20 protein-coding genes and 1 other annotated feature are annotated in these 20,784 nt (G+C 54.0%); of the genes, 11 read left to right on the top strand and 9 right to left on the bottom strand.

Translation table 11 applies throughout. From position 1 onward, the window contains the following. Positions 1-104: 104 nt before the first annotated feature. Positions 105-1,367, top strand: a complete 1,263-nt coding sequence (gene oxlT / locus DFO56_RS23780) for an oxalate/formate MFS antiporter (protein ID WP_045507340.1) — start codon at positions 105-107, stop codon at positions 1,365-1,367. 42 nt (positions 1,368-1,409) lie between these two features. On the opposite strand, the gene ibpB is transcribed toward oxlT, so the two are convergent. Together ibpB and ibpA are read right to left on the bottom strand one after the other, a co-directional pair. Next, the gene (gene ibpB, locus DFO56_RS23775) at positions 1,410-1,838 is read right to left on the bottom strand and encodes a small heat shock chaperone IbpB (protein ID WP_017458081.1); all 429 of its coding nucleotides are present in this window, start codon (positions 1,836-1,838) and stop codon (positions 1,410-1,412) included. Between the two features lie 110 nt (positions 1,839-1,948). Next, complete coding sequence (gene ibpA / locus DFO56_RS23770; protein ID WP_020455839.1) at positions 1,949-2,362, bottom strand: small heat shock chaperone IbpA; 414 nt, start codon at positions 2,360-2,362, stop codon at positions 1,949-1,951. Then, positions 2,356-2,431 (bottom strand) — a sequence feature (ROSE (Repression Of Heat Shock gene Expression) occurs in the 5'-region of heat shock genes and acts as an RNA thermometer to modulate expression.). Its footprint overlaps the gene before it by 7 nt. Positions 2,432-2,673: 242 nt before the next feature. Between ibpA and DFO56_RS23765 the strand changes: the two genes are divergently transcribed. Beyond that, on the top strand, positions 2,674-3,000 hold the full coding sequence (locus DFO56_RS23765) for a YceK/YidQ family lipoprotein (RefSeq protein WP_044489763.1): 327 nt from the start codon (positions 2,674-2,676) through the stop codon (positions 2,998-3,000). A gap of 1 nt (position 3,001) precedes the next feature. Here the strand turns inward: DFO56_RS23765 and DFO56_RS23760 are convergent, their stop codons facing one another. Further along, the gene (locus tag DFO56_RS23760) at positions 3,002-4,228 is read right to left on the bottom strand and encodes a DUF3748 domain-containing protein (protein WP_045507337.1); all 1,227 of its coding nucleotides are present in this window, start codon (positions 4,226-4,228) and stop codon (positions 3,002-3,004) included. Between the two features lie 124 nt (positions 4,229-4,352). On the opposite strand from DFO56_RS23760, the gene DFO56_RS23755 reads away from it, so the two are divergent. Next, the gene (locus tag DFO56_RS23755; protein WP_045507335.1) at positions 4,353-5,441 is read left to right on the top strand and encodes an FAD-binding protein; all 1,089 of its coding nucleotides are present in this window, start codon (positions 4,353-4,355) and stop codon (positions 5,439-5,441) included. Between the two features lie 21 nt (positions 5,442-5,462). On the opposite strand, the gene yidA is transcribed toward DFO56_RS23755, so the two are convergent. From yidA to dnaA, 5 genes are all read right to left on the bottom strand, one after another. After that, entirely contained in the window at positions 5,463-6,275 is an 813-nt protein-coding gene (gene yidA / locus DFO56_RS23750) for a sugar-phosphatase (RefSeq protein WP_045507332.1), read from the bottom strand. 151 nt (positions 6,276-6,426) lie between these two features. Beyond that, positions 6,427-8,841, bottom strand: coding sequence for a DNA topoisomerase (ATP-hydrolyzing) subunit B (gene gyrB / locus DFO56_RS23745; RefSeq protein ID WP_020455844.1), 2,415 nt, complete (start codon positions 8,839-8,841; stop codon positions 6,427-6,429). 28 nt (positions 8,842-8,869) lie between these two features. Then, positions 8,870-9,943 (bottom strand): DNA replication/repair protein RecF, encoded by a 1,074-nt coding sequence (gene recF, locus DFO56_RS23740; protein ID WP_017458074.1) that lies wholly within the window; start codon positions 9,941-9,943, stop codon positions 8,870-8,872. A gap of 146 nt (positions 9,944-10,089) precedes the next feature. Next, positions 10,090-11,190 carry a DNA polymerase III subunit beta gene (dnaN, locus tag DFO56_RS23735; protein WP_045507329.1) on the bottom strand — a complete coding sequence of 367 codons (1,101 nt, stop codon included), beginning with the start codon at positions 11,188-11,190 and terminating at the stop codon, positions 10,090-10,092. A gap of 4 nt (positions 11,191-11,194) precedes the next feature. Beyond that, complete coding sequence (gene dnaA, locus DFO56_RS23730) at positions 11,195-12,592, bottom strand: chromosomal replication initiator protein DnaA (RefSeq protein WP_017458072.1); 1,398 nt, start codon at positions 12,590-12,592, stop codon at positions 11,195-11,197. A 605-nt stretch (positions 12,593-13,197) separates the two neighbouring features. On the opposite strand from dnaA, the gene rpmH reads away from it, so the two are divergent. From rpmH to DFO56_RS23695, 7 genes are all read left to right on the top strand, one after another. Beyond that, on the top strand, positions 13,198-13,338 hold the full coding sequence (rpmH, locus tag DFO56_RS23725) for a 50S ribosomal protein L34 (RefSeq protein WP_000831330.1): 141 nt from the start codon (positions 13,198-13,200) through the stop codon (positions 13,336-13,338). 16 nt (positions 13,339-13,354) lie between these two features. Next, positions 13,355-13,714, top strand: coding sequence for a ribonuclease P protein component (gene rnpA / locus DFO56_RS23720; protein ID WP_017458071.1), 360 nt, complete (start codon positions 13,355-13,357; stop codon positions 13,712-13,714). Beyond that, on the top strand, positions 13,678-13,935 hold the full coding sequence (gene yidD / locus DFO56_RS23715; RefSeq protein ID WP_017458070.1) for a membrane protein insertion efficiency factor YidD: 258 nt from the start codon (positions 13,678-13,680) through the stop codon (positions 13,933-13,935). The genes rnpA and yidD overlap by 37 nt, the downstream gene beginning before the upstream one ends. 2 nt (positions 13,936-13,937) lie before the next feature. Further along, positions 13,938-15,584: a membrane protein insertase YidC gene (gene yidC / locus DFO56_RS23710; RefSeq protein WP_020455848.1), complete on the top strand. Its 1,647-nt coding sequence runs from the start codon at positions 13,938-13,940 to the stop codon at positions 15,582-15,584. A gap of 72 nt (positions 15,585-15,656) precedes the next feature. Continuing rightward, positions 15,657-17,021, top strand: a complete 1,365-nt coding sequence (gene mnmE, locus DFO56_RS23705) for a tRNA uridine-5-carboxymethylaminomethyl(34) synthesis GTPase MnmE (RefSeq protein ID WP_045507326.1) — start codon at positions 15,657-15,659, stop codon at positions 17,019-17,021. 197 nt (positions 17,022-17,218) lie between these two features. Continuing rightward, positions 17,219-17,962, top strand: a complete 744-nt coding sequence (locus DFO56_RS23700) for a 4'-phosphopantetheinyl transferase superfamily protein (RefSeq protein ID WP_020455850.1) — start codon at positions 17,219-17,221, stop codon at positions 17,960-17,962. A gap of 19 nt (positions 17,963-17,981) precedes the next feature. Then, positions 17,982-18,548 carry an NADPH-dependent FMN reductase gene (locus DFO56_RS23695; protein WP_020455851.1) on the top strand — a complete coding sequence of 189 codons (567 nt, stop codon included), beginning with the start codon at positions 17,982-17,984 and terminating at the stop codon, positions 18,546-18,548. A gap of 37 nt (positions 18,549-18,585) precedes the next feature. Here DFO56_RS23695 and DFO56_RS23690 read toward each other — a convergent pair whose 3' ends face one another. Continuing rightward, the gene (locus tag DFO56_RS23690; protein ID WP_045507324.1) at positions 18,586-19,923 is read right to left on the bottom strand and encodes an NCS2 family permease; all 1,338 of its coding nucleotides are present in this window, start codon (positions 19,921-19,923) and stop codon (positions 18,586-18,588) included. A 169-nt stretch (positions 19,924-20,092) separates the two neighbouring features. Between DFO56_RS23690 and yieH the strand changes: the two genes are divergently transcribed. Continuing rightward, positions 20,093-20,758 (top strand): 6-phosphogluconate phosphatase, encoded by a 666-nt coding sequence (gene yieH / locus DFO56_RS23685; RefSeq protein ID WP_045507322.1) that lies wholly within the window; start codon positions 20,093-20,095, stop codon positions 20,756-20,758. Positions 20,759-20,784 lie beyond the last annotated feature (26 nt).

Here is a 20,784-nt window from a genome sequence, read left to right as displayed (position 1 = left end):
TTCAAACCCTATGCCTGCTAAGCATCGATGCAATCCCAGCCGCAACAACAGGTTATGGCATAGTTAATGCAAAAGACCACTTTTGTTAACAACAGGGTGGCAGAATGACAAATACAACATTGACCAACGTGGTGGTAGCAAGCCCGAAAAAGTGGATGCAACTGGCGCTGGGCCTGGTGTGCATGGTTTCTATTTCCAGCCCGCAGTATGTCTGGGCGCTACTGACGCGACCGTTTATGGAAAAACTGCACGTGCCCCTGGCGGAAATCCAGCTCACTTTTTCGCTGCTGATTATTCTGCAAACCTTCTTCTCCCCCTTTCAGGGGCGGTTAATTGATAAGTTTGGCCCGCGGCGGCTGATTGCCATCGGCACGGTGTTGAGCGGCGTAAGCTGGATGCTGACCGCCACCATCAGCAGCCTGACGGAACTCTATCTCTATTACGGCGTACTGGGCGGTCTTGGCACCGGCATTGTTTATATCGGCGTGGTTGGCCTGATGGTGCGATGGTTCCCGGAAAAACGCGGATTTGCCACAGGGATGGTGGCGGCGGGCTACGGTATGGGCGCGATCCTGACAACTTTCCCGGTGACACAATCGCTGGCTGCCAAAGGGCTGGAGAATACGCTGTGGCAATTTGGCCTGCTGATGGCATTCATCGGGTTTATCGCCAGTCAGGGGCTACGGGCGCCGCACAGCATTCGAACAGAAGAAATTGCCAGCAACCTGAAGATGAACGATAAAAGCGTCGCGCCGAAAGAGATGCTGCGAAAACCGCTGTTCTGGTTGATGTTTGCGATGATGACCATGATGTCTACCTCAGGGCTGATGGTGACGTCGCAGATGGCCATTTTCGCTGAGGATTTCGGCATCACTGCCGTAACGGTAATGGGGATGGCGGCGCTGCCGCTGGCAATGACCATTGACCGTTTTATGAATGGGCTGACGCGCCCGGTGTGCGGTTATATTTCTGACCGGATTGGCCGGGAAAACATGATGTTTATCGCTTTTGGCCTGGAAGGCTGCGCAATGGCGCTGTGGCTGCTCTGCAAAGACGATCCGCTGCTGTTTGTTCTGCTTTCCGGGGTGGTATTTTTCGGCTGGGGCGAGATTTTCTCCCTGTTTCCCGCCACGCTCACCGACACCTTCGGTACGCAGCATGCCACCGCGAATTACGGCTGGCTCTATATATCTCAGGGGATTGGTTCGATTTTCGGCGGCCCGCTGGCCGCGCTGCTGTTTCAGCAAACCGGTAGCTGGGATTTGGTATTTGGCTGCGCCATTACGCTGGATATTCTCTGTGCGCTGTTGGCGTTTTTTGTGCTGAAACCCTGGCGCCACCGCTTCTTGCAGGGCGTGCGGGCATAAACAAAAAAGGCCCCGCATGCGGAGCCTTTTCGTTACTGACCGTTAGCTGTTTAACGCCGGGCGATTGCTGATGGCAATGCGCTGAGGCGCGGCGCTTTCCGGCACGTTACGCAGCAGATCGATATGCAGCAGGCCGTTGGTGAAGGTCGCACCGGAGACCTCCATATAGTCGGCCAGCGTAAAGCTCAGGCTAAACGGCTGGATCACCAGCCCCTGATGCAGCCATTTCGGCTCGTTGGCCGGTTTTTCCGGCGTACCTTTAACGGTTAAGCGCCCGTTTTCCAGCTGGATATCCAGCTCTTCCTGGCGGAAACCAGCCAGCGCGAGGGTAATGCGGTAGTGATTGTCGTCGCCCTTCTCAATGTTGTAGGGCGGAAACGCCTGTTGCTCACTGGTGCTTTGCAGGGCGTTGGCCAGTTTGTCAAAACCGATCCATTGACGCAGCAGCGGGGATAAATCGTAGTTACGCATTGTGTTTCTCCTTCTAAGAAGCGAGTGAATACCTGCGAGCGCGTAAGCTCACATATGCTCCCTGTCGGCGAGCATGTCTGGGATGGGCCGCCAGCCGCGACCCTGGATAATCAGTTAATTTCGATACGACGCGGTTTTTTCTCTTCCGGGATCACGCGTTCTAAATCGACATACAGCAGGCCGTTGACCAGATTGGCACCCTTCACGTGGATATTTTCCGCCAGCTGGAATTTACGCTCGAAGTTACGTTCGGCGATGCCCTGATAGAGGTAAGTGCGCTCTTTCTGTTCGTCGGTATGGGCACCTTTCACCACCAGCAGGTTGTCCTGCGCGGTGATTTCCAGCTCGCTTTCCGCGAAACCGGCCACAGCAATAGCGATGCGATAGTGGTTTTCATCCACTAACTCAACGTTGTACGGAGGGTAACCACCATTGCTCTGGTTCTGATTGTTTTCCAGCAGGTTAAACAGACGGTCAAAACCAATGGCTGAACGATAAAGCGGGGAAAGATCGAAGTTACGCATAGTTAAAGCTCCTGAAATCAGCGAGATTTTTATGCCTTCCACCATGGACAGGCAACTAACGTAGCCGAACACCCTTCCGGCATGTTCCCGGGCTACATTCCTAAAATGTGGTTGAAGGAGAGGTTTTCAAGCCCGCAATTCGGACTTTTTTTTGCACTTTCTGGCACAACGCATAGACTGGGGTAGCAGCACAAAAAGTTAAAGTGCGAATGCCGCCACAGAGCGGAGCTCGAATGCTGTCGCTTTCTCGTTCGGGAGGCTATAACCCCCTGGATAGCATTCAAACGATAAACAACGATGACAAATCGAAAATGAAAACGATTCTGATAGTTTCTGCATTGCTCAGCGGGATGGTGTTGTCGGGGTGTTCAAGCGTGATGTCGCATACTGGCGGCAAAGAGGGGACGTACCCCGGCACACGCGCCAGTTCGGCGATGCTGTCTGATGATGACACCGGCATAGGCACGAAATCACTGGTGGTGCTGGATATGCCCTTTACCGCCATCCTGGATACGCTATTGCTGCCGTGGGATCTTTTCCGCCGCGATAGTTCTCTCAAATCGCGGGTGGAACAAAGCGAGAAAGCCTCGCTGGCGACCGATTCGGTGATCCCCCCCGCGCCCATGCCGGCACATTAAATTACCTGCCGGTTTCCGTCATCCATAGCTGGCGGAAACCGCCCACCTCTTCCATCCAGGCAATCTGCTTACCATCCGGTGAAAACACGACCGCATCTGCCGACGGGGGATTTGCATGATCGGCGCTCAAAAAGGTGATATCGCCATGCTGCGCGTCGCACATCGCAATACGGTTTTCCAGCACAAATCCCAGCGCTTTGCCGGAAGGATGCCAGTTAAAAGCTGACTGAATTCCGTGAGTTGTATGCGTTAACTGGCGCGGTTCGCCGCCGTCCGGGCTTATCAGCCACAATTGCACAATGCCATCGTCGTCGCGCATCAGAAACGCGATTGCCGTGGCTTGCGGATTGCTGCGCACCCAGTGACGCGGCACATTCACTAATCCTGGGTAGCGGCGGTGATGGGTAAACGTCAGGCGTTTTTGCATCACACCTTTTGGCGGCGCGGGCAGGGTTTGTTCGCTGCCCGCTAATGGCGCATCGCCCGGCGTTTTCCAGCCCTGTTCATTGCCGGGAAGCGCAACAATAAACAACTCCGGCACTTTTTCACCGCTGTGCGACAAGGTATCGCCGATAAACGCCAGCCGCTGATTGCCCACCCACCCCTCTTCATACGCGCGGTTGATCTCATCGCTACCCGGCTGTGGCACGGGCGTCGTGCGGCTAACCAAAACACTCCAGTGGCTTCCACCATATTCGCGTGGATGCGTGCAAGGCGGCGTAACCGGGCCAAACGGCACCGCGACACCGACATTGCGTAAATCCAGAGCCGGATCGCGCTCGTGCAATACATGGTCGTTATACGTGAAGCTCACAAACTCACCATTCGGGCTGAACACATGCACATGTGTGCCGCCGCGTAATGCACCGGGCGTGTAAGGCGCGGTAATGTCCAGCGCATCAAGGTTACGGGCGATACCATTTGCCAACACCACGCCGCGCCGATGGTGAAAATCATACTGCCAGCTGGCGTCCGGATTTTCCGGACCGTGGATAAAGACATACTCTTGCGCCCGAGGGTTCACCGTCACTACCCCAACATGCGCACCGTGTGTTGCGGTATACAGCACCTCAACGTCACCGTTGCGCACATTGACCCGTTCAATGGTTTTACCAGTAAACGATGCGCCAGAGGGCCGAACATCAAATACCAGCCACTGGCTGTCTGCCGTCCAGGTGTTGATATTGGTAAGCTGATGATTGCGCGGAGCAAAGGTGAGCTGTTTCATGAAAAGACCCTGAAGCCATAATGTCGCTTCAGGGTATAGCAATGGGCGGGATTCGCCTACTCTGCACTTCACGGTCACTTCACAGACTCGGTATAGCCTTCCTCCCTTAACACAGGAGGAAATGATGCAGCATTTTGACGTGGCAATAATCGGGCTGGGGCCAGCAGGCGCGGCACTGGCGCGGCAGTTAGCCGGGAACCTGAGCGTTATCGCGCTGGATAAAAAGCAGCAGCAGGGCAATAGCGGCTTTAAAAAACCGTGCGGTGGGCTGCTGGCACCCGATGCGCAGCGGGCGTTTATCCGTGCAGGTATTACGCTTCCGGTGCAGGTGATGGCCGATCCGCAGATTTTTAGCGTGCGTACGGTCGATGTGCAAAGTGGCCTTACGCGAAACTACCAGCGCAGTTACCTGAATATCGATCGCCATGCGTTTGATTTGTGGATGAAATCGTTGGTTCCACCCTCGGTCAATGTTTACCACGATGCGCTGTGCCGAAAAATCTGGCGCGAAAACGATCTCTGGCATCTGACATTTTGCGCCGAAGGCGCGGAATCCACTGTGACATGCCGTTATCTGGTGGGCGCAGACGGCGCAAACTCAATGGTGCGGCGGGTTATTTACCCTGCGCATGACATTCGTAAATATGTCGCGCTGCAACAATGGTTTAAAGACAAGCACCCGCAGCCGTTCTATTCCTGCGTTTTCGATAACGCGACCACCGATTGTTATGCATGGAGCATCAGTAAAGAGGGCTACTTTATTTTTGGCGGTGCGTTTGCGTTGAAAAACAGCCGTGAAAATTTTGAGGCGCTGAAAACGCGGCTTGAGACGTTCAATTTTCGCTTTGGCGAGGTGGTGAAAAGCGAAAAATGTACCGTTCTGTGCCCGTCGCGCTGGGGCGATTTTGTTTGTGGGGAAGATAATGCATTTTTGATTGGTGAAGCGGCCGGTTTTATCAGCGCCAGCTCGCTCGAAGGCATCAGTTACGCGCTGGATAGCGCCGAAATACTCAGCGGCGTGCTTTGCAATGCGCCGGATAATGCGAATAAAGTCTATCGCCAAAAAACGCGGCGATTACGCATAAAACTGCTGGGAAAAATCATTAAAAATCGCATTCTTACCACACCGTGGTTACGCAAATGGATCATGAAAAGCGGCGTTGCGCATATCCCGCTGACCGCAGAAAAACCAACAACAGCGGCAAGGGCGTAGCGCCCTTGCGCATGTTACGGCTTAGTTCAGCGCAAATTTCTCGATCGCGTAGGCAACGCCGTCTTCCAGGTTCGATTTGGTGACGAAATTCGCCGCCTCTTTCACCGCCGGGATGGCGTTATCCATCGCCACGCCCATGCCGGCATATTCAATCATCGCGATGTCATTTTCCTGATCGCCAATCGCCATGATCTCCTCTTGTTTGATATTCAGCGCATCGGCCAGCGATTTGACGCCGGTGCCTTTGTTGACGCGTTTATCAAGGATTTCAAGGAAATACGGTGCGCTCTTCAGCACGGTATATTTCTCTTTCACTTCCTGCGGAATACGGGCAATGGCCTGATCAAGAATGGTTGGCTCATCAATCATCATCACTTTCAGCAACTGGATTGCCGGATCCATTTTCTCGGCTTCGCAGAACACCAGCGGAATGGTGGCGACGTAAGATTCATGCACGGTGTAGTAGCTGATGTCACGGTTAGCGGTGTAGAGCGTATTGCGATCCAGCGCATGAAAGTGAGAACCCACTTCACGGGAGAGTTTTTCCAGATAGAGATAATCATCATAGCTCAGCGCAGTTTGCGCGACGGTGCTGCCATCACTGGCATTCTGTACCAGTGCGCCGTTATAGGTAATGCAATAATCGCCTTCCCGTTCCATATGCAGCTCTTTCATGTAGCTGTGTACGCCCGCATATGGCCGGCCAGTGGTCAGCACCACGTTAATACCGCGTTCGCGCGCAGCGGCGATCGCGTTTTTAACCGCGGGAGAGATGGTGTGGTCCGGCAGCAGCAGCGTGCCGTCCATATCGATTGCAATAAGTTTGATAGCCATGAGATCCCCAGATGAGATATTTCCAGGCTCATGCTAACGCGATTCCGCTCAAAAAACAGCACGGAGATGGCGGGAAAAGGGGGATAGAAACGGGGCGGGAAGTGCCTCTTTTAGATTTTCCCCTCTCCGGATGGAGAGGGGAAACAGCGGATCAGATATCGATATTCGCCGCTTTCAGGGCGTTTTCTTCGATAAAGGCGCGGCGCGGTTCAACCGCATCGCCCATCAACGTGGTGAACAGCTGGTCTGCGGCAATCGCATCTTTGACGGTCACGCGCAGCATACGGCGGCTGTCCGGATCCATAGTGGTTTCCCACAGCTGATCCGGGTTCATTTCACCCAGACCTTTATAACGCTGGATAGCGAGACCACGGCGGGACTCTTTCACCAGCCAGTCCAGCGCCTGCTCGAAGCTGGCAACCGGCTGACGGCGCTCGCCACGTTCGATAAAGGCGTCTTCTTCAATCAGGCCACGCAGCTTTTCGCCCAACGCGCAGAGACGACGGTATTCGCCACCGATAATAAACTCATTATCCAGCGGATAATCCGTGTCGACGCCGTGAGTACGCACGCGAATAATCGGCTCGAAGTGGTTCAGCTCGCTATTAACACGCACATCGTACTTCCACTGGCTACCGTGCTGCTCTTTTTCGTTCAGCTCAGTGACCAGGGCATTAACCCAGCGAGTCACTTTCTGTTCGTCGGAAAGGTCGGCTTCGGCCAGCGTCGGCTGATACACTAGCTCTTTCAGCAGCGCGCGCGGGAAACGGCGCTCCATGCGACCAATCATTTTCTGCACCGCGTTGTATTCAGCGACCAGTTTTTCCAGCGGCTCACCGGCTAACGCAGGTGCGCTGGCGTTGGTGTGCAGGGTGGCGCCATCAAGGGCGATTGCGATCTGGTACTGATCCATCGCTTCATCATCTTTGATGTACTGCTCCTGCTTACCTTTTTTCACTTTGTACAGCGGCGGCTGCGCAATGTAGACATGGCCGCGCTCAACGATTTCCGGCATCTGACGGTAGAAGAAGGTCAGCAGCAGGGTACGGATGTGCGAGCCATCGACGTCCGCATCGGTCATGATAATGATGCTGTGGTAACGCAATTTATCCGGATTGTACTCATCGCGGCCGATGCCGCAGCCCAGCGCCGTGATAAGCGTCGCCACTTCCTGCGAAGAGAGCATCTTGTCGAAACGCGCTTTCTCAACGTTCAGGATTTTGCCTTTCAGCGGCAGAATCGCCTGGTTTTTACGGTTACGGCCCTGCTTCGCAGAACCGCCCGCGGAGTCCCCTTCCACCAGGTAGAGTTCGGACAGCGCCGGGTCACGCTCCTGGCAATCCGCCAGTTTGCCAGGCAGACCGGCAAGATCCAGCGCGCCTTTACGGCGGGTCATTTCACGCGCTTTACGCGCCGCTTCACGCGCACGCGCCGCATCGATAATTTTACCGACCACGATTTTCGCGTCGGACGGGTTTTCCAGCAGATATTCACTGAGTAGTTCGTTCATCTGCTGTTCTACCGCCGATTTCACCTCAGAAGAGACCAGTTTATCTTTGGTCTGCGAGGAGAATTTCGGGTCCGGCACTTTTACAGAGACGACCGCAATCAGGCCTTCACGGGCATCATCGCCGGTAGCGCTGACTTTGGCTTTCTTGCTGTAGCCCTCTTTATCCATGTAGGCGTTCAGCGTACGGGTCATCGCCGCACGGAAACCTGCAAGGTGAGTACCGCCATCGCGTTGCGGAATGTTGTTAGTAAAGCAGTAGATGTTTTCCTGGAAACCATCGTTCCACTGCAGCGCAACTTCGACGCCGATACCGTCTTTTTCGGTGGAGAAATAGAAGATATTCGGGTGGATCGGCGTTTTGTTCTTGTTGAGGTATTCAACAAACGCCTTGATGCCGCCTTCGTAGTGGAAGTGATCTTCTTTGCCGTCACGTTTGTCACGCAGGCGGATAGACACACCAGAGTTCAGGAATGACAGCTCACGCAGGCGCTTCGCCAGAATCTCATATTCGAATTCGGTAACGTTGGTGAAAGTTTCATAGCTCGGCCAGAAACGCACCATCGTCCCGGTTTTTTCGGTGTCACCGGTAACCGCCAGCGGTGCCTGCGGAACGCCGTGCTCATAAATCTGGCGGTGAACTTTGTTATCGCGCTGGATAACCAGCTCCAGTTTCTGCGACAGGGCGTTAACCACGGAAACACCCACGCCGTGCAGGCCGCCGGAAACTTTATAGGAGTTATCGTCAAACTTACCGCCTGCGTGCAGAACGGTCATGATCACTTCCGCCGCGGAAACCCCCTCTTCCGGGTGAATACCGGTCGGAATACCACGGCCATCATCCTGTACGGAGACAGAGTTATCGCTATGGATCGTGACGATAATGTCTTTACAGTACCCTGCGAGCGCTTCGTCGATAGCGTTATCTACCACCTCGAATACCATGTGGTGCAGACCGGTGCCGTCATCCGTATCGCCGATATACATACCCGGGCGCTTACGCACCGCATCCAGCCCTTTCAGGACTTTGATACTGGAGGAGTCATAAGAATTCGACATCAACGTTTCTCGCTCATTTAATCTTGGGTTAATCCGTTATTTTACCCTTTTCCACGGTGAACATCTTCGAATTTTTGTCCGACATGTCCATCACGTGATCAGCGCTGATAGCGCTGACGAAAACCTGCGACTGCGTAGCTTTTAAGCGGCTAGCTAACAGCCCGCGCTTCGCGTCATCAAGTTCTGAGGCAAAATCATCTATCAGGTATAAACAGCGTCGTCCGCTTTCGCGCGTTAAAAACTCGCCCTGCGCCAGACGCAGCGCGCACATCAGGAGTTTTAGCTGCCCGCGCGACAGCGTGTCTTCTACCGGCGCGCCGTCCGCACGAATGCGGAAATCAGCCTTGTGCGGGCCGTGCGCGGTGTAGGTCAGCATGCGGTCGCGCTCAAAATTGCGCTCCAGCACGTCGCCGTAGTCCGTCTCTTTCTCCCAGCCACGCTGAAAAGAGAACGTCAGGGAAAACTCCGGCAAAAATTGTTGGCAGGTATCCGCCATATCTTCAGCGATAGCGGTGCTGTACTCCGCACGCCAGCGGCTGATTTGCTCGGCCAGCGGGATAAGTTCTTTGTCCCACGGACGAAGCTGCGCGTAGTGGCTCACCTGGCGCAACGCGGCGTTACGCTGTTTCAGCAGACGTTTGAGATTGCTCCAGGCGGTGAAAAAACCGGTTTCGTTGTGAAAGCATCCCCAGTCGAGGAACGCTCTTCGGTATTTGGGGCCGCCGTTGAGTAAAGTAAACCCCTCCGGCGTGATCAGCTGCATCGGCATCAGCAGCGCCAGCTCCGCGACTTTATGCCCGTCGGTGCCGTCAATGCGCACTTTGCTGTCGCCGAGCTTGTCTTTGGTCAGACCAATCGCCGTTTCCCGCTCTTCGCCCTGTAAACGCCCATGCAGAACAAAAGATTCCTGCTCATGACGGATCACACGGCCGATTTGCAAACTGCGAAACGCCCGCCCATGACCGAGCGTATAGATCGCTTCCAGCACGCTGGTTTTGCCGCTGCCGTTCGCACCGACCAGGAAATTAAAGCCAGGGGAGAGCGCGAGATCCGCATTCTCGATGTTACGGAAGTCTTTAATAAGAAGGCGGGTCAGTGACATAGTTCAGAGCATCAGTCCAGGGGCGTGAGTGTCGCAGCCAGTTCGTCTACCGTCAGCGCACAGAAAGCGGAGCGTACACGAAGTACGTGAGCATTTCGAGCACTGCCGGAAGGCGAAATGGCAAGTAAACCAGCCCCTTTTAATCACTACAAACGCATGGGCATGACAACATAGGCTGCGCTTTGACTCGCCGCATCCTCAATCTGCACACTCGAAACCGAATCGGTCAGCAGAATGCGCACATTTTCGCATTTCAGCGCATTCAGTACGTCCAGCACGTAGCTGACGTTAAAGCCGATTTCCATTTCGCTCCCGCCGTAGGTGACGTCGAGAAACTCTTCCGCTTCTTCCTGCTCCGGGTTATTGGCGGTGATTTTGATCTGATTCTCACTGACATACAGACGCACGCCACGGAATTTCTCGTTAGAGAGGATCGCCGCGCGGGCAAATGCCTGTTTCAGCGAATCGCAACCCGCTTCGAGGGTCTTGTCCGGGTTTTTCGGCAATACGCGACGATAATCCGGGAAACGGCCATCAACCAGCTTCGAGGTAAAAATGAAATCGCCAACGTGCGCACGGATGTTATTGCTGCCAATCTGCACGCGCAGCGGCGTATCACCGCCGTCGAGCATACGCATCAGCTCAATCACCCCTTTACGCGGCACGATCACCGAATGATTCGGCAGCGCCTGACCAATCGGCATCGAGCAGACTGCCAGACGGTGACCATCAGTCGCAACCGTGCGCAGCTCTTCGCCTTCGGTTTCAAACAGCATGCCGTTTAAGTAGTAACGCACATCCTGATGCGCCATCGAAAACTGCGTCGCTTCGATCAGGCGTTTCATGGTGGCCTGCGGAAGCGTGAACTCCACTTCGCTTTGCCAGTCGTCCAGATTCGGGAAATCAGCAGCAGGCAGAGTGGAAAGAGAGAAACGGCTGCGCCCGGAACGGATCAACATACGCTCGCCTTCCAGCTGCACAGCGATTTCAGCGCCTTCCGGCAGACCGCGACAGATGTCGAAGAATTTACGCGCCGGTACGGTGGTCGCTCCCTTTTCATGCGGCTGGACTAATGCAAGACGCGCCACCATCTCCATTTCGAGATCGGTGCCGGTCAGCGACAACGCGCCTTCAGTAACCTGAAGCAGCAGATTACCGAGAATAGGCAACGTCGGACGTCCGCCCAGCGGGCCGCTAACCTGTTGCAGCGGCTTTAATAAGTGTTCACGTTCAACGGTAAATTTCATAGCGTCACGAAGATAATGTTCTGATTAAATTGGAAAAATCTTCTTTGATATCATGGCTTTCTTCACGCAACTGCTCAATCTTACGACAGGCGTGCAGCACGGTAGTATGGTCGCGACCACCAAATGCATCGCCGATTTCCGGCAGACTGTGGTTGGTCAGCTCCTTTGCCAGCGCCATCGCCATCTGACGCGGGCGGGCTACCGAACGGGATCGACGCTTCGACAGCAGATCCGCTACCTTGATCTTGTAATACTCCGCCACCGTCTTCTGAATATTGTCGATGGTGACCAGTTTTTCCTGCAACGCCAGCAAATCGCGCAGCGCCTCACGGACAAAATCGATAGTAATCGCGCGGCCAGTAAAGTTGGCGTTGGCGATAACGCGGTTCAGCGCCCCTTCCAGCTCACGCACGTTAGAGCGCAGGCGCTTAGCAATAAAGAAGGCCACTTCACCCGGCAGACGAATATCGTTTTCGTCGGCCTTTTTCATCAGGATCGCGACGCGAGTTTCCAGCTCCGGCGGCTCGATCGCCACCGTTAACCCCCAGCCGAAGCGGGATTTCAGACGATCCTCAACGCCGTTGATCTCTTTTGGATAACGATCCGACGTCAAAATGATCTGCTGATTGCCTTCAAGTAAGGCGTTAAAGGTGTGGAAAAACTCTTCCTGGGATCGTTCTTTATTGGCAAAGAATTGAATATCGTCGATCAGCAGGGCGTCAACGGAGCGGTAGTAGCGTTTAAACTCTTCGATCGCATTGTTTTGCAGGGCTTTTACCATGTCCTGGACAAAACGCTCGGAGTGCATATACACCACTTTAGCGTTGGGCTTTCGCGCCACAATGCCGTTACCCACCGCATGCAACAAGTGCGTTTTACCGAGACCGGTTCCACCATATAAAAACAATGGGTTATACGCACCGCCGGGGTTGTCCGCTACCTGACGAGCCGCCGCACGAGCAAGCTGGTTAGACTTACCTTCAACGAAGTTATCAAAGGTATGTTTTACGTTAACGTTTGAGCGGTAGGTCGGTTCCGCAGGTGCCGGGACATTATCCCAGCCAGGGCGAGCTGCCGGTGCCGCACGTTGCACAACTACTTGCGCCGCCTGCGCGGGCGCAGCGACAACAGCAGGTTCTTTCAGGGTCTGGCTAACCGGGCGGGTGCCCACTTCAAAACGCAGCTGCGGAACATCCGTGCCGCAGAAGTCATTCAGCAGCCCGTTGATATTATTAAGGTATTTGTCCCTAACCCAGTCGAGGACAAAACGGTTTGGCGCATACAAAGCCAGCGTGTTATCGCTCAGTTCCGCCTGCAATGGGCGTATCCACATACTAAATTCTGTGGCTGGTAACTCATCCTGCAATCGGGCAAGACACTGCTGCCAAAGCGAAAGTGACACGGCGGACTCCACTCGAACGAAAATCGATAAATAGTAAAGACAGAAACATTAATGTTTTTTGACACACGTCGATAAGACCCAACCGGGTGACGTGCGAACCGCTATTTACGGTTTTTTGCCCTGCTCACGATCCTGGATCGCGATCGGGACCGCGGATCATAGCGTAAACCGCGGCAGAGATCTTGTGTTTCTCACAGATTCTTCACTATTTATCCACAGGGCGATTCGGAATCGGGTAAGTGTAAACGATCCAACCAGACGTGCGAGACGATTTACGCCGCATATTGGAAAATTTAATGAGTAACGCCGATTTATTGCTTAAACGATCTAATGAAGATCCTGGAGGATCCTTGCGCTTTGCTGTTGGCTCCGTATAATTCTGCCCCCGGCGCGTATTGCTCTTGTTGGGCGTCGAATGCTGCTTATTTTTTGTGCGGATCTGTGCAAAAATAGGAGCGCAATAAGGAAAGAGAATTGACTCCGGAGTGTACAATTATTACAATCCGGCCTCTTTAATTACCCATGGCTTGCGCGCCAGTCGTTCGATATCCGTTCAGGCATACGCAAAAGTCAGTGAATTTATTCAAGTTTAGGTAGAAACCGCCATGAAACGCACTTTTCAACCGTCTGTACTGAAGCGCAACCGTTCTCACGGCTTCCGTGCTCGTATGGCTACTAAAAATGGTCGCCAGGTTCTGGCTCGTCGTCGCGCTAAAGGCCGCGCACGTCTGACCGTTTCCAAGTAATAAAGCTAACCCCTGAGTGGTTAAGCTCGCTTTTCCCAGGGAGTTACGTTTGTTAACTCCCACTCATTTCACTTTCGTCTTCCAGCAGCCACAACGGGCTGGCACGCCGCAAATCACCATCCTCGGCCGCCTGAATTCGCTGGGGCATCCCCGTATCGGTCTTACCGTCGCCAAAAAAAACGTCAAACGCGCCCATGAACGCAATCGGATTAAACGTCTGACGCGTGAAAGTTTCCGTTTACGCCAGCATGAACTGCCGGCAATGGATTTTGTGGTGGTGGCGAAGAAAGGGGTTGCCGACCTCGATAACCGTGCTCTCTCGGAAGCGTTGGAAAAATTATGGCGCCGCCATTGTCGCCTGGCTCAAGGGTCCTGATAGCCCTCATTCGGGTCTATCAACGCCTGATTAGTCCGCTACTCGGGCCGCACTGCCGTTTCACCCCAACCTGCTCTCACTATGGAATTGAGGCATTGCGCAGGTTTGGAGTGATAAAAGGCAGTTGGTTGACAGTGAAACGCGTATTAAAATGCCACCCTTTACACCCGGGTGGAGACGATCCCGTCCCGCCAGGACCTTCTAAAACCAGAGAACACTAACGATGGATTCGCAACGCAATCTTTTTATCATCGCTTTGTTGTTCGTGTCTTTCATGATCTGGCAAACGTGGGAGAAGGATAAAAATCCTCCTCCGGCGCAGCAGCAGACCACGCAGACTACGACCACCGCAGCGGGTAACGCAGCCGACCAGGGCGTTCCGGCCAGTGGCCAGGGGAAACTGATTACGGTTAAAACCGATGTGCTCGAGCTGACCATCAACACCCGTGGTGGTGATGTTGAGCAGGCACTGCTTCCGGCTTACCCGAAAGAGCTGGGTTCCAGCGAGCCGTTCCAGCTGTTGGAAACCACCCCGCAGTTTATCTATCAGGCGCAGAGTGGCCTGACAGGTCGTGATGGCCCGGATAACCCGGCGAACGGCCCACGTCCGCTGTATAACGTGGAAAAAGATGCGTTTGTGCTGGCTGATGGCCAGAACGAGCTGGCTATCCCGCTGACCTATACCGATGCGGCTGGCAACACCTTCACCAAAGTCTTCACCCTGAAACGCGGTGAATACACGGTGAACGTTGGCTATAACGTGCAGAACGCCAGCGAAAAACCGCTGGAAGTGGCAGCCTTCGGTCAGTTGAAGCAATCCATCAATTTACCGACTCACCGTGATACCGGCAGCAGCAACTTTGCGTTGCATACTTTCCGCGGTGCGGCTTACTCGACGCCAGACGCGAAGTATGAGAAATACAAATTCGACACCATCGCCGATAACGAAAACCTGAACGTCAGCTCCAATGGCGGCTGGGTTGCGATGCTGCAACAGTATTTCGCTACGGCGTGGATCCCGAGCAGCAACAGTGCCAATAACTTCTACACCAGCAATCTGGGTAATGGCGTGGCCGCTATCGGCTACAAATCCCAGCCGGTTATTGTTCAGCCTGGCCAGACTACCGCGCTAAACAGCACCCTGTGGGTTGGCCCGGAGATTCAGGACAAAATGGCTGCTGCGGCACCGCACCTGGATCTGACCGTGGATTACGGCTGGTTATGGTTCATCTCTCAGCCGCTGTTCAAACTGCTGAAATGGATCCATAGCTTCCTCGGCAACTGGGGCTTCGCCATCATCGCCATCACCTTTATCGTACGTGGCATCATGTACCCGCTGACGAAAGCGCAGTACACCTCCATGGCGAAAATGCGCATGCTGCAGCCGAAAATTCAGGCGATGCGTGAGCGTTTAGGCGATGACAAACAGCGTATGAGCCAGGAAATGATGGCGATGTACAAAGCGGAGAAAGTGAACCCACTGGGTGGCTGTTTCCCGCTGCTGATTCAGATGCCAATCTTCCTCGCGCTGTACTATATGCTGATGGGTTCCGTTGAGCTGCGCCACGCGCCGTTCGCCCTGTGGATCCACGACTTGTCCGCGCAAGACCCGTACTACATCCTGCCGATCCTGATGGGCGTAACGATGTTCTTCATTCAGAAGATGTCGCCGACCACCGTGACCGACCCGATGCAGCAGAAGATCATGACCTTTATGCCGGTCATCTTCACGGTGTTCTTCCTGTGGTTCCCGTCAGGTCTGGTGCTGTACTATATCGTCAGCAACCTGGTGACCATTATTCAGCAGCAGCTGATTTACCGTGGTCTGGAGAAACGTGGTTTGCATAGCCGCGAGAAGAAAAGCTCCTGACAGTAAGTCATAGCTCTACGGAAGGCGGTCAACTGACCGCCTTTCTTATTTTGAGATTTCGGAAAATAAACCATGAACCACAACGACACGATTGTCGCCCAGGCAACCCCACCGGGACGCGGTGGCGTGGGCATCCTGCGTATTTCAGGCAGCAAAGCACGCGATGTAGCGCAGGCGGTGCTGGGCAAGCTACCGAAACCGCGTTATGCCGACTATCTGCCGTTTATGGATGTCGACGGCACCGCACTGGACCAGGGCATTGCGCTGTGGTTCCCCGGCCCGAATTCTTTCACCGGTGAAGACGTGCTGGAGCTGCAAGGCCACGGCGGCCCGGTGATCCTCGATCTGCTGTTAAAACGCATCCTGACGCTGCCAGGGCTGCGTATCGCCAATCCTGGCGAGTTCTCTGAGCGCGCATTCCTTAACGACAAGCTCGACCTGGCGCAGGCTGAGGCAATTGCCGACCTGATTGATGCCAGTTCTGAGCAGGCGGCACGTTCGGCGGTTAACTCATTGCAGGGCGCATTTTCCGCCCGCGTGAATCACCTGGTGGAAGCACTTACTCACCTGCGCATCTACGTCGAAGCGGCAATTGACTTTCCGGATGAGGAGATCGATTTCCTCTCCGACGGCAAAATCGAAGCGCAACTGAATAACGTTATTGCCGATCTGGACGCCGTACGCGCCGAAGCGCGCCAGGGCAGCCTGCTGCGCGAAGGGATGAAGGTCGTTATTGCCGGACGCCCAAATGCCGGAAAATCGAGCCTGCTGAATGCGCTGGCCGGACGCGAAGCGGCAATCGTTACCGATATCGCTGGCACTACTCGCGACGTACTGCGCGAACATATTCATATCGATGGTATGCCGCTGCATATTATCGATACCGCCGGGTTGCGCGAAGCCAGCGACGAAGTGGAACGCATTGGCATCGAACGCGCCTGGCAGGAGATCGAACAAGCCGACCGTGTGTTGTTTATGGTGGATGGCACCACTACCGATGCCGTTGACCCTGCGGCGATCTGGCCCGATTTTATTGCCCGTTTGCCAGCAAAACTACCGATTACCGTGGTACGCAATAAAGCGGACGTGACCGGAGAACAGCCTGGCATCAGTGAAGTGAATAATCACTCACTGGTTCGCCTTTCAGCGCGAACCAGTGAAGGTGTGGAGGTGTTACGCCAGCATCTTAAACAGAGCATGGGTTTTGACACCAACATGGAGGGCGGCTTCCTCGCGCGTCGTCGTCATTTACAAGCGCTGGAAACGGCCGCAGAGCATCTGCAACAGGGCAAAGCACAGCTGTTAGGTGCATGGGCAGGTGAATTGCTTGCCGAAGAGCTACGCCTGGCACAGCAGAACTTAAGTGAAATCACCGGCGAGTTTACCTCGGACGATTTGCTGGGGCGCATTTTCTCAAGTTTCTGTATTGGTAAGTAATGACATGGCGGCCGTTTTAACGGCCGTTTGTGTTACTACGGTGGATTTTCCTAAAGTGTTTCGGATCAGCGAAAGAAAGTGTAAATATCCCCGTTAGGACTTTTCAGATACGAATTTCCGCATTAAAACCTATGCAGTATGGGCGATAATATTGATTATCGATTCGATCAACTCAGACCATTATCACGGAGAGAAAAATGGCGACGCACTTTGCTAGAGGGATTCTGTCAGAAGGGCATCTCATCTCTACCCGATTACCACTAACCTGCCACGATACGGCGCGCCAGCTTCCTGAACACCGCCGCTCACGCTTTCTCGCTTCCCGCGCGTTACTCGCCGAAATGCTGTTTATGCTGTACGGCGCGAGTGAACTGCCGGAAATAGAAGTTGAGCCAAGCGGAAGACCGAGGTTTGTCGACAGCAGCCTGCCGCATTTCTCACTGGCATATGCCGGGAACATGGTCGGTGTGGCTATCACCACCGAAGGCGAATGCGGGCTGGATATGGAGTTACAGCGCGCAACACGGAGTTTTCATAGCCCGCACGGCCATAAACACACGTTCACCAATAATGAACAGTTGTGGATCAACAACCAAAACGATGCTAACGAAGCGCAAACCCAGCTTTTGACCATTCGCCAGAGCGTAATGAAATTGCTGCACCAGATGCAGGATGAGCCGGGCCAGCTACAGTTATTGCCAGGCTCCGGGCGTCTTCGCACTGCGCAACTGTCGCAGGTGGAAGTGATGTGTGACGCGGAAGATGTATTGATTTGGTCGGTAGCCGTGAGCCCGGCAATCGAAAGCCTGAAGATCTGGGAATTCGACAGTCAAAAAGGGTGGCGTTATCTTTCTGATGTGCAAACGCGCGCTAACGATCCCGCATCCCGCTTAATGCGATTCACCAGCCTGCCTGCGGAAAAAGCGCTAATCCTTAATTGATCCCTACACAGGAGTCATTATGTCTGCTGAACTTAAGGTTGTGACACTTCTCGGAAGCCTGCGCAAAGGCTCATTCAATGCCATGGTTGCACGCACGTTACCGAAACTCGCTCCGGCAGGAATGGAAGTAACGCCGCTACCTTCTATTGCTGATATTCCGCTGTATGACGCTGATATTCAGCAAGAAGAAGGTTTCCCGCAAAGTGTGGAAGCGATCGCGGCACAAATCCGCGCTGCGGACGGCGTGGTCATTGTGACGCCTGAGTATAACTACTCCGTTCCTGGCGGCCTGAAGAACGCCATCGACTGGTTATCGCGTCTGCCTGAGCAACCGCTGGCTGGAAAACCGGTGTTGATCCAGACCAGTTCAATGGGCGCGATTGGTGGTGCTCGCTGCCAGTATCACTTACGCCAGATCCTGGTATTCCTGGATGCGATGGTAATGAACAAGCCGGAGTTTATGGGCGGCGTGATCCAGAACAAGGTGGATCAGCAAACAGGAGAAGTGGTTGATCAAAGTACGCTCGACCATTTGACCGGGCAGCTAACGGCGTTTGGTGATTATATTCAGCGCGTTAAGCGGTAGTGGTAAATCCCTCTCCCTTGCGGGAGAGGGAGAAAGATTAATGCGCGTCAATAAAGATGATTTTCAGCAGGAACAACACCGCAACCACCAGAACACACGGGCTCAGATCGCGCAGACGACCAGTGCCGATCTTCATCACACAGTAAGAGATAAAGCCGAGCGCAATACCTTCAGTAATTGAGAAGCTAAACGGCATCATCACGGCAGTGATGAATGCAGGCACGGCTTCTGTCATATCTTCCCATTTCACGCGCGCCAGGCTGGATGTCATCAGCACACCAACGTAAATCAGCGCACCCGCAGCGGCATAAGCCGGAACCATGCCCGCCAGCGGCGACAGGAAGATAACCAGCAAGAACAGCAGACCAACCACCACTGCGGTCAGGCCGGTACGCCCACCGACAGAGACACCCGAAGACGATTCGATATAAGCCGTCACGGAAGAGGTGCCGATAAACGAACCTGTCACTGAAGTGATGCTGTCAACGAACAGCGCCTGCTTCATGCGCGGGAATTTGCCGCTCTCATCCACCAGCCCGGCTTTATCCGTCACGCCAATCAGCGTACCGGAAGAGTCGAAGAGGTTAACCAGCATAAACGAGAAAATCACACCCGCCAGACCGATATTAAACGAACCAGCCAGATCAACGTTGCCGACAACGGACGCCACGCTCGGCGGCGCGGAAACGATGCCGTGGTACTGCACATCACCCATCAGCCAGCCCAGCAGCGTTGTCACAACGATAGAGATCAGCACCGCGGCGTGAATGTTGCGCGACGCCAGAATCGCGATGATAAAGAAACCGAGCACACCCAGCAGAACACTGTGAGACGTCAGGTTGCCAATGCTCACCAGCGTCTCTTTGTTGGCGACGATAACACCGGCGTTTTTCAGCCCCATCATGCCAATAAACAAACCGATACCGCTGGTAATACCAACACGCAGGCTCACCGGGATATTGGCAATCATCCAGTAACGAACGCGGAAAATAGTCAGCAGCAGCAAACCGACCGCGCCCCAGAAAATTGCCCCCATGCCAATCTGCCAGGAGAGGCCCATCGCGCCAACGACCACGAACGCAAAGAAAGCATTCAGGCCCATGGCCGGCGCCAGTGCGACCGGCAAATTCGCCACCAGCCCCATCAGAATGCTGCCAAAAGCAGCAATCAGGCAGGTTGTCACAAATACTGCGCTGGTATCCATTCCGGCGACGCCCAGAATCTGGGGGTTAACAAAAACGATATACACCATCGTCAAAAACGTCGTGAAACCGGCGATCACCTCAGTGCGTGCCGAAGTGCCGTGCTCGCGCAGTTTAAACACGCGGTCAAGCAACCCCTGGCCTGAAGCCTGGGTAGTGTGTTGTTGGCTCATTATCAATTTCCGGAATAGGAGGGAAAATTCGTCGCTATCCTATACCAAAATGAGACAATGTTGACGGTTATCACACACTTTTTTTCATTGAATTTGCTTATACGGCAACGATTGCGTCCCGTAATCTGCGTTAAGTAAACGTTAAACTTGCAATAAAACAGGAAACGGCATGTCCCACATTGAAGCGGTATTTTTCGACTGTGACGGCACCCTGGTCGACAGCGAAGTAATTTGTTCCCGCGCGTACGTGCATATGTTTGAAGCGTTTGGTATTTCGCTCGATCTGAACGAGGTTTTTAAACGATTTAAGGGCATGAAACTGTATGAAATCATCGATGTTATCGGCGAGGAGTACGGTAAACCGCTGGATAAAAGCGCGCTGGAGCCGGTGTATCGCGCGGAAGTAGCGCGTCTGTTTGACAGCGAGCTGGAAGTGATTGCCGGAGCGAATGCATTGCTGGACGCGGTGGCGATTCCGATGTGCGTCGTGTCTAATGGCCCCGTCAGCAAAATGCAACACTCTTTGGGCAAACTTGGAATGCTACATCACTTTCCTGAAAAACTGTTTAGCGGCTATGACATCCAACGCTGGAAGCCCGATCCGGCGATAATGTACCATGCAGCTAAAGCGCTTAATGTCGATCCGGCAAACTGTATTCTGGTGGATGATTCCACCGCCGGGGCGCAATCTGGTATCGCGGCAGGGATGGAAGTATTTTACTTCTGCGCCGATCCGCATAACAAACCCATCGACCACCCAAAAGTGACTATGTTCACTGACCTGGCGCAATTGCCAGAGCTGTGGCGCGCTCGCGGGTGGCATGTTACGCGTTAATCTAAACCACTAAACAGGATGTTTTT

Origin of the sequence: Kosakonia sp. AG348, assembly GCF_003337365.1 — a bacterium.
In the GTDB taxonomy this organism is placed as follows: domain Bacteria; phylum Pseudomonadota; class Gammaproteobacteria; order Enterobacterales; family Enterobacteriaceae; genus Kosakonia.
This window is presented reverse-complemented; position numbering and strand designations above follow the sequence as displayed.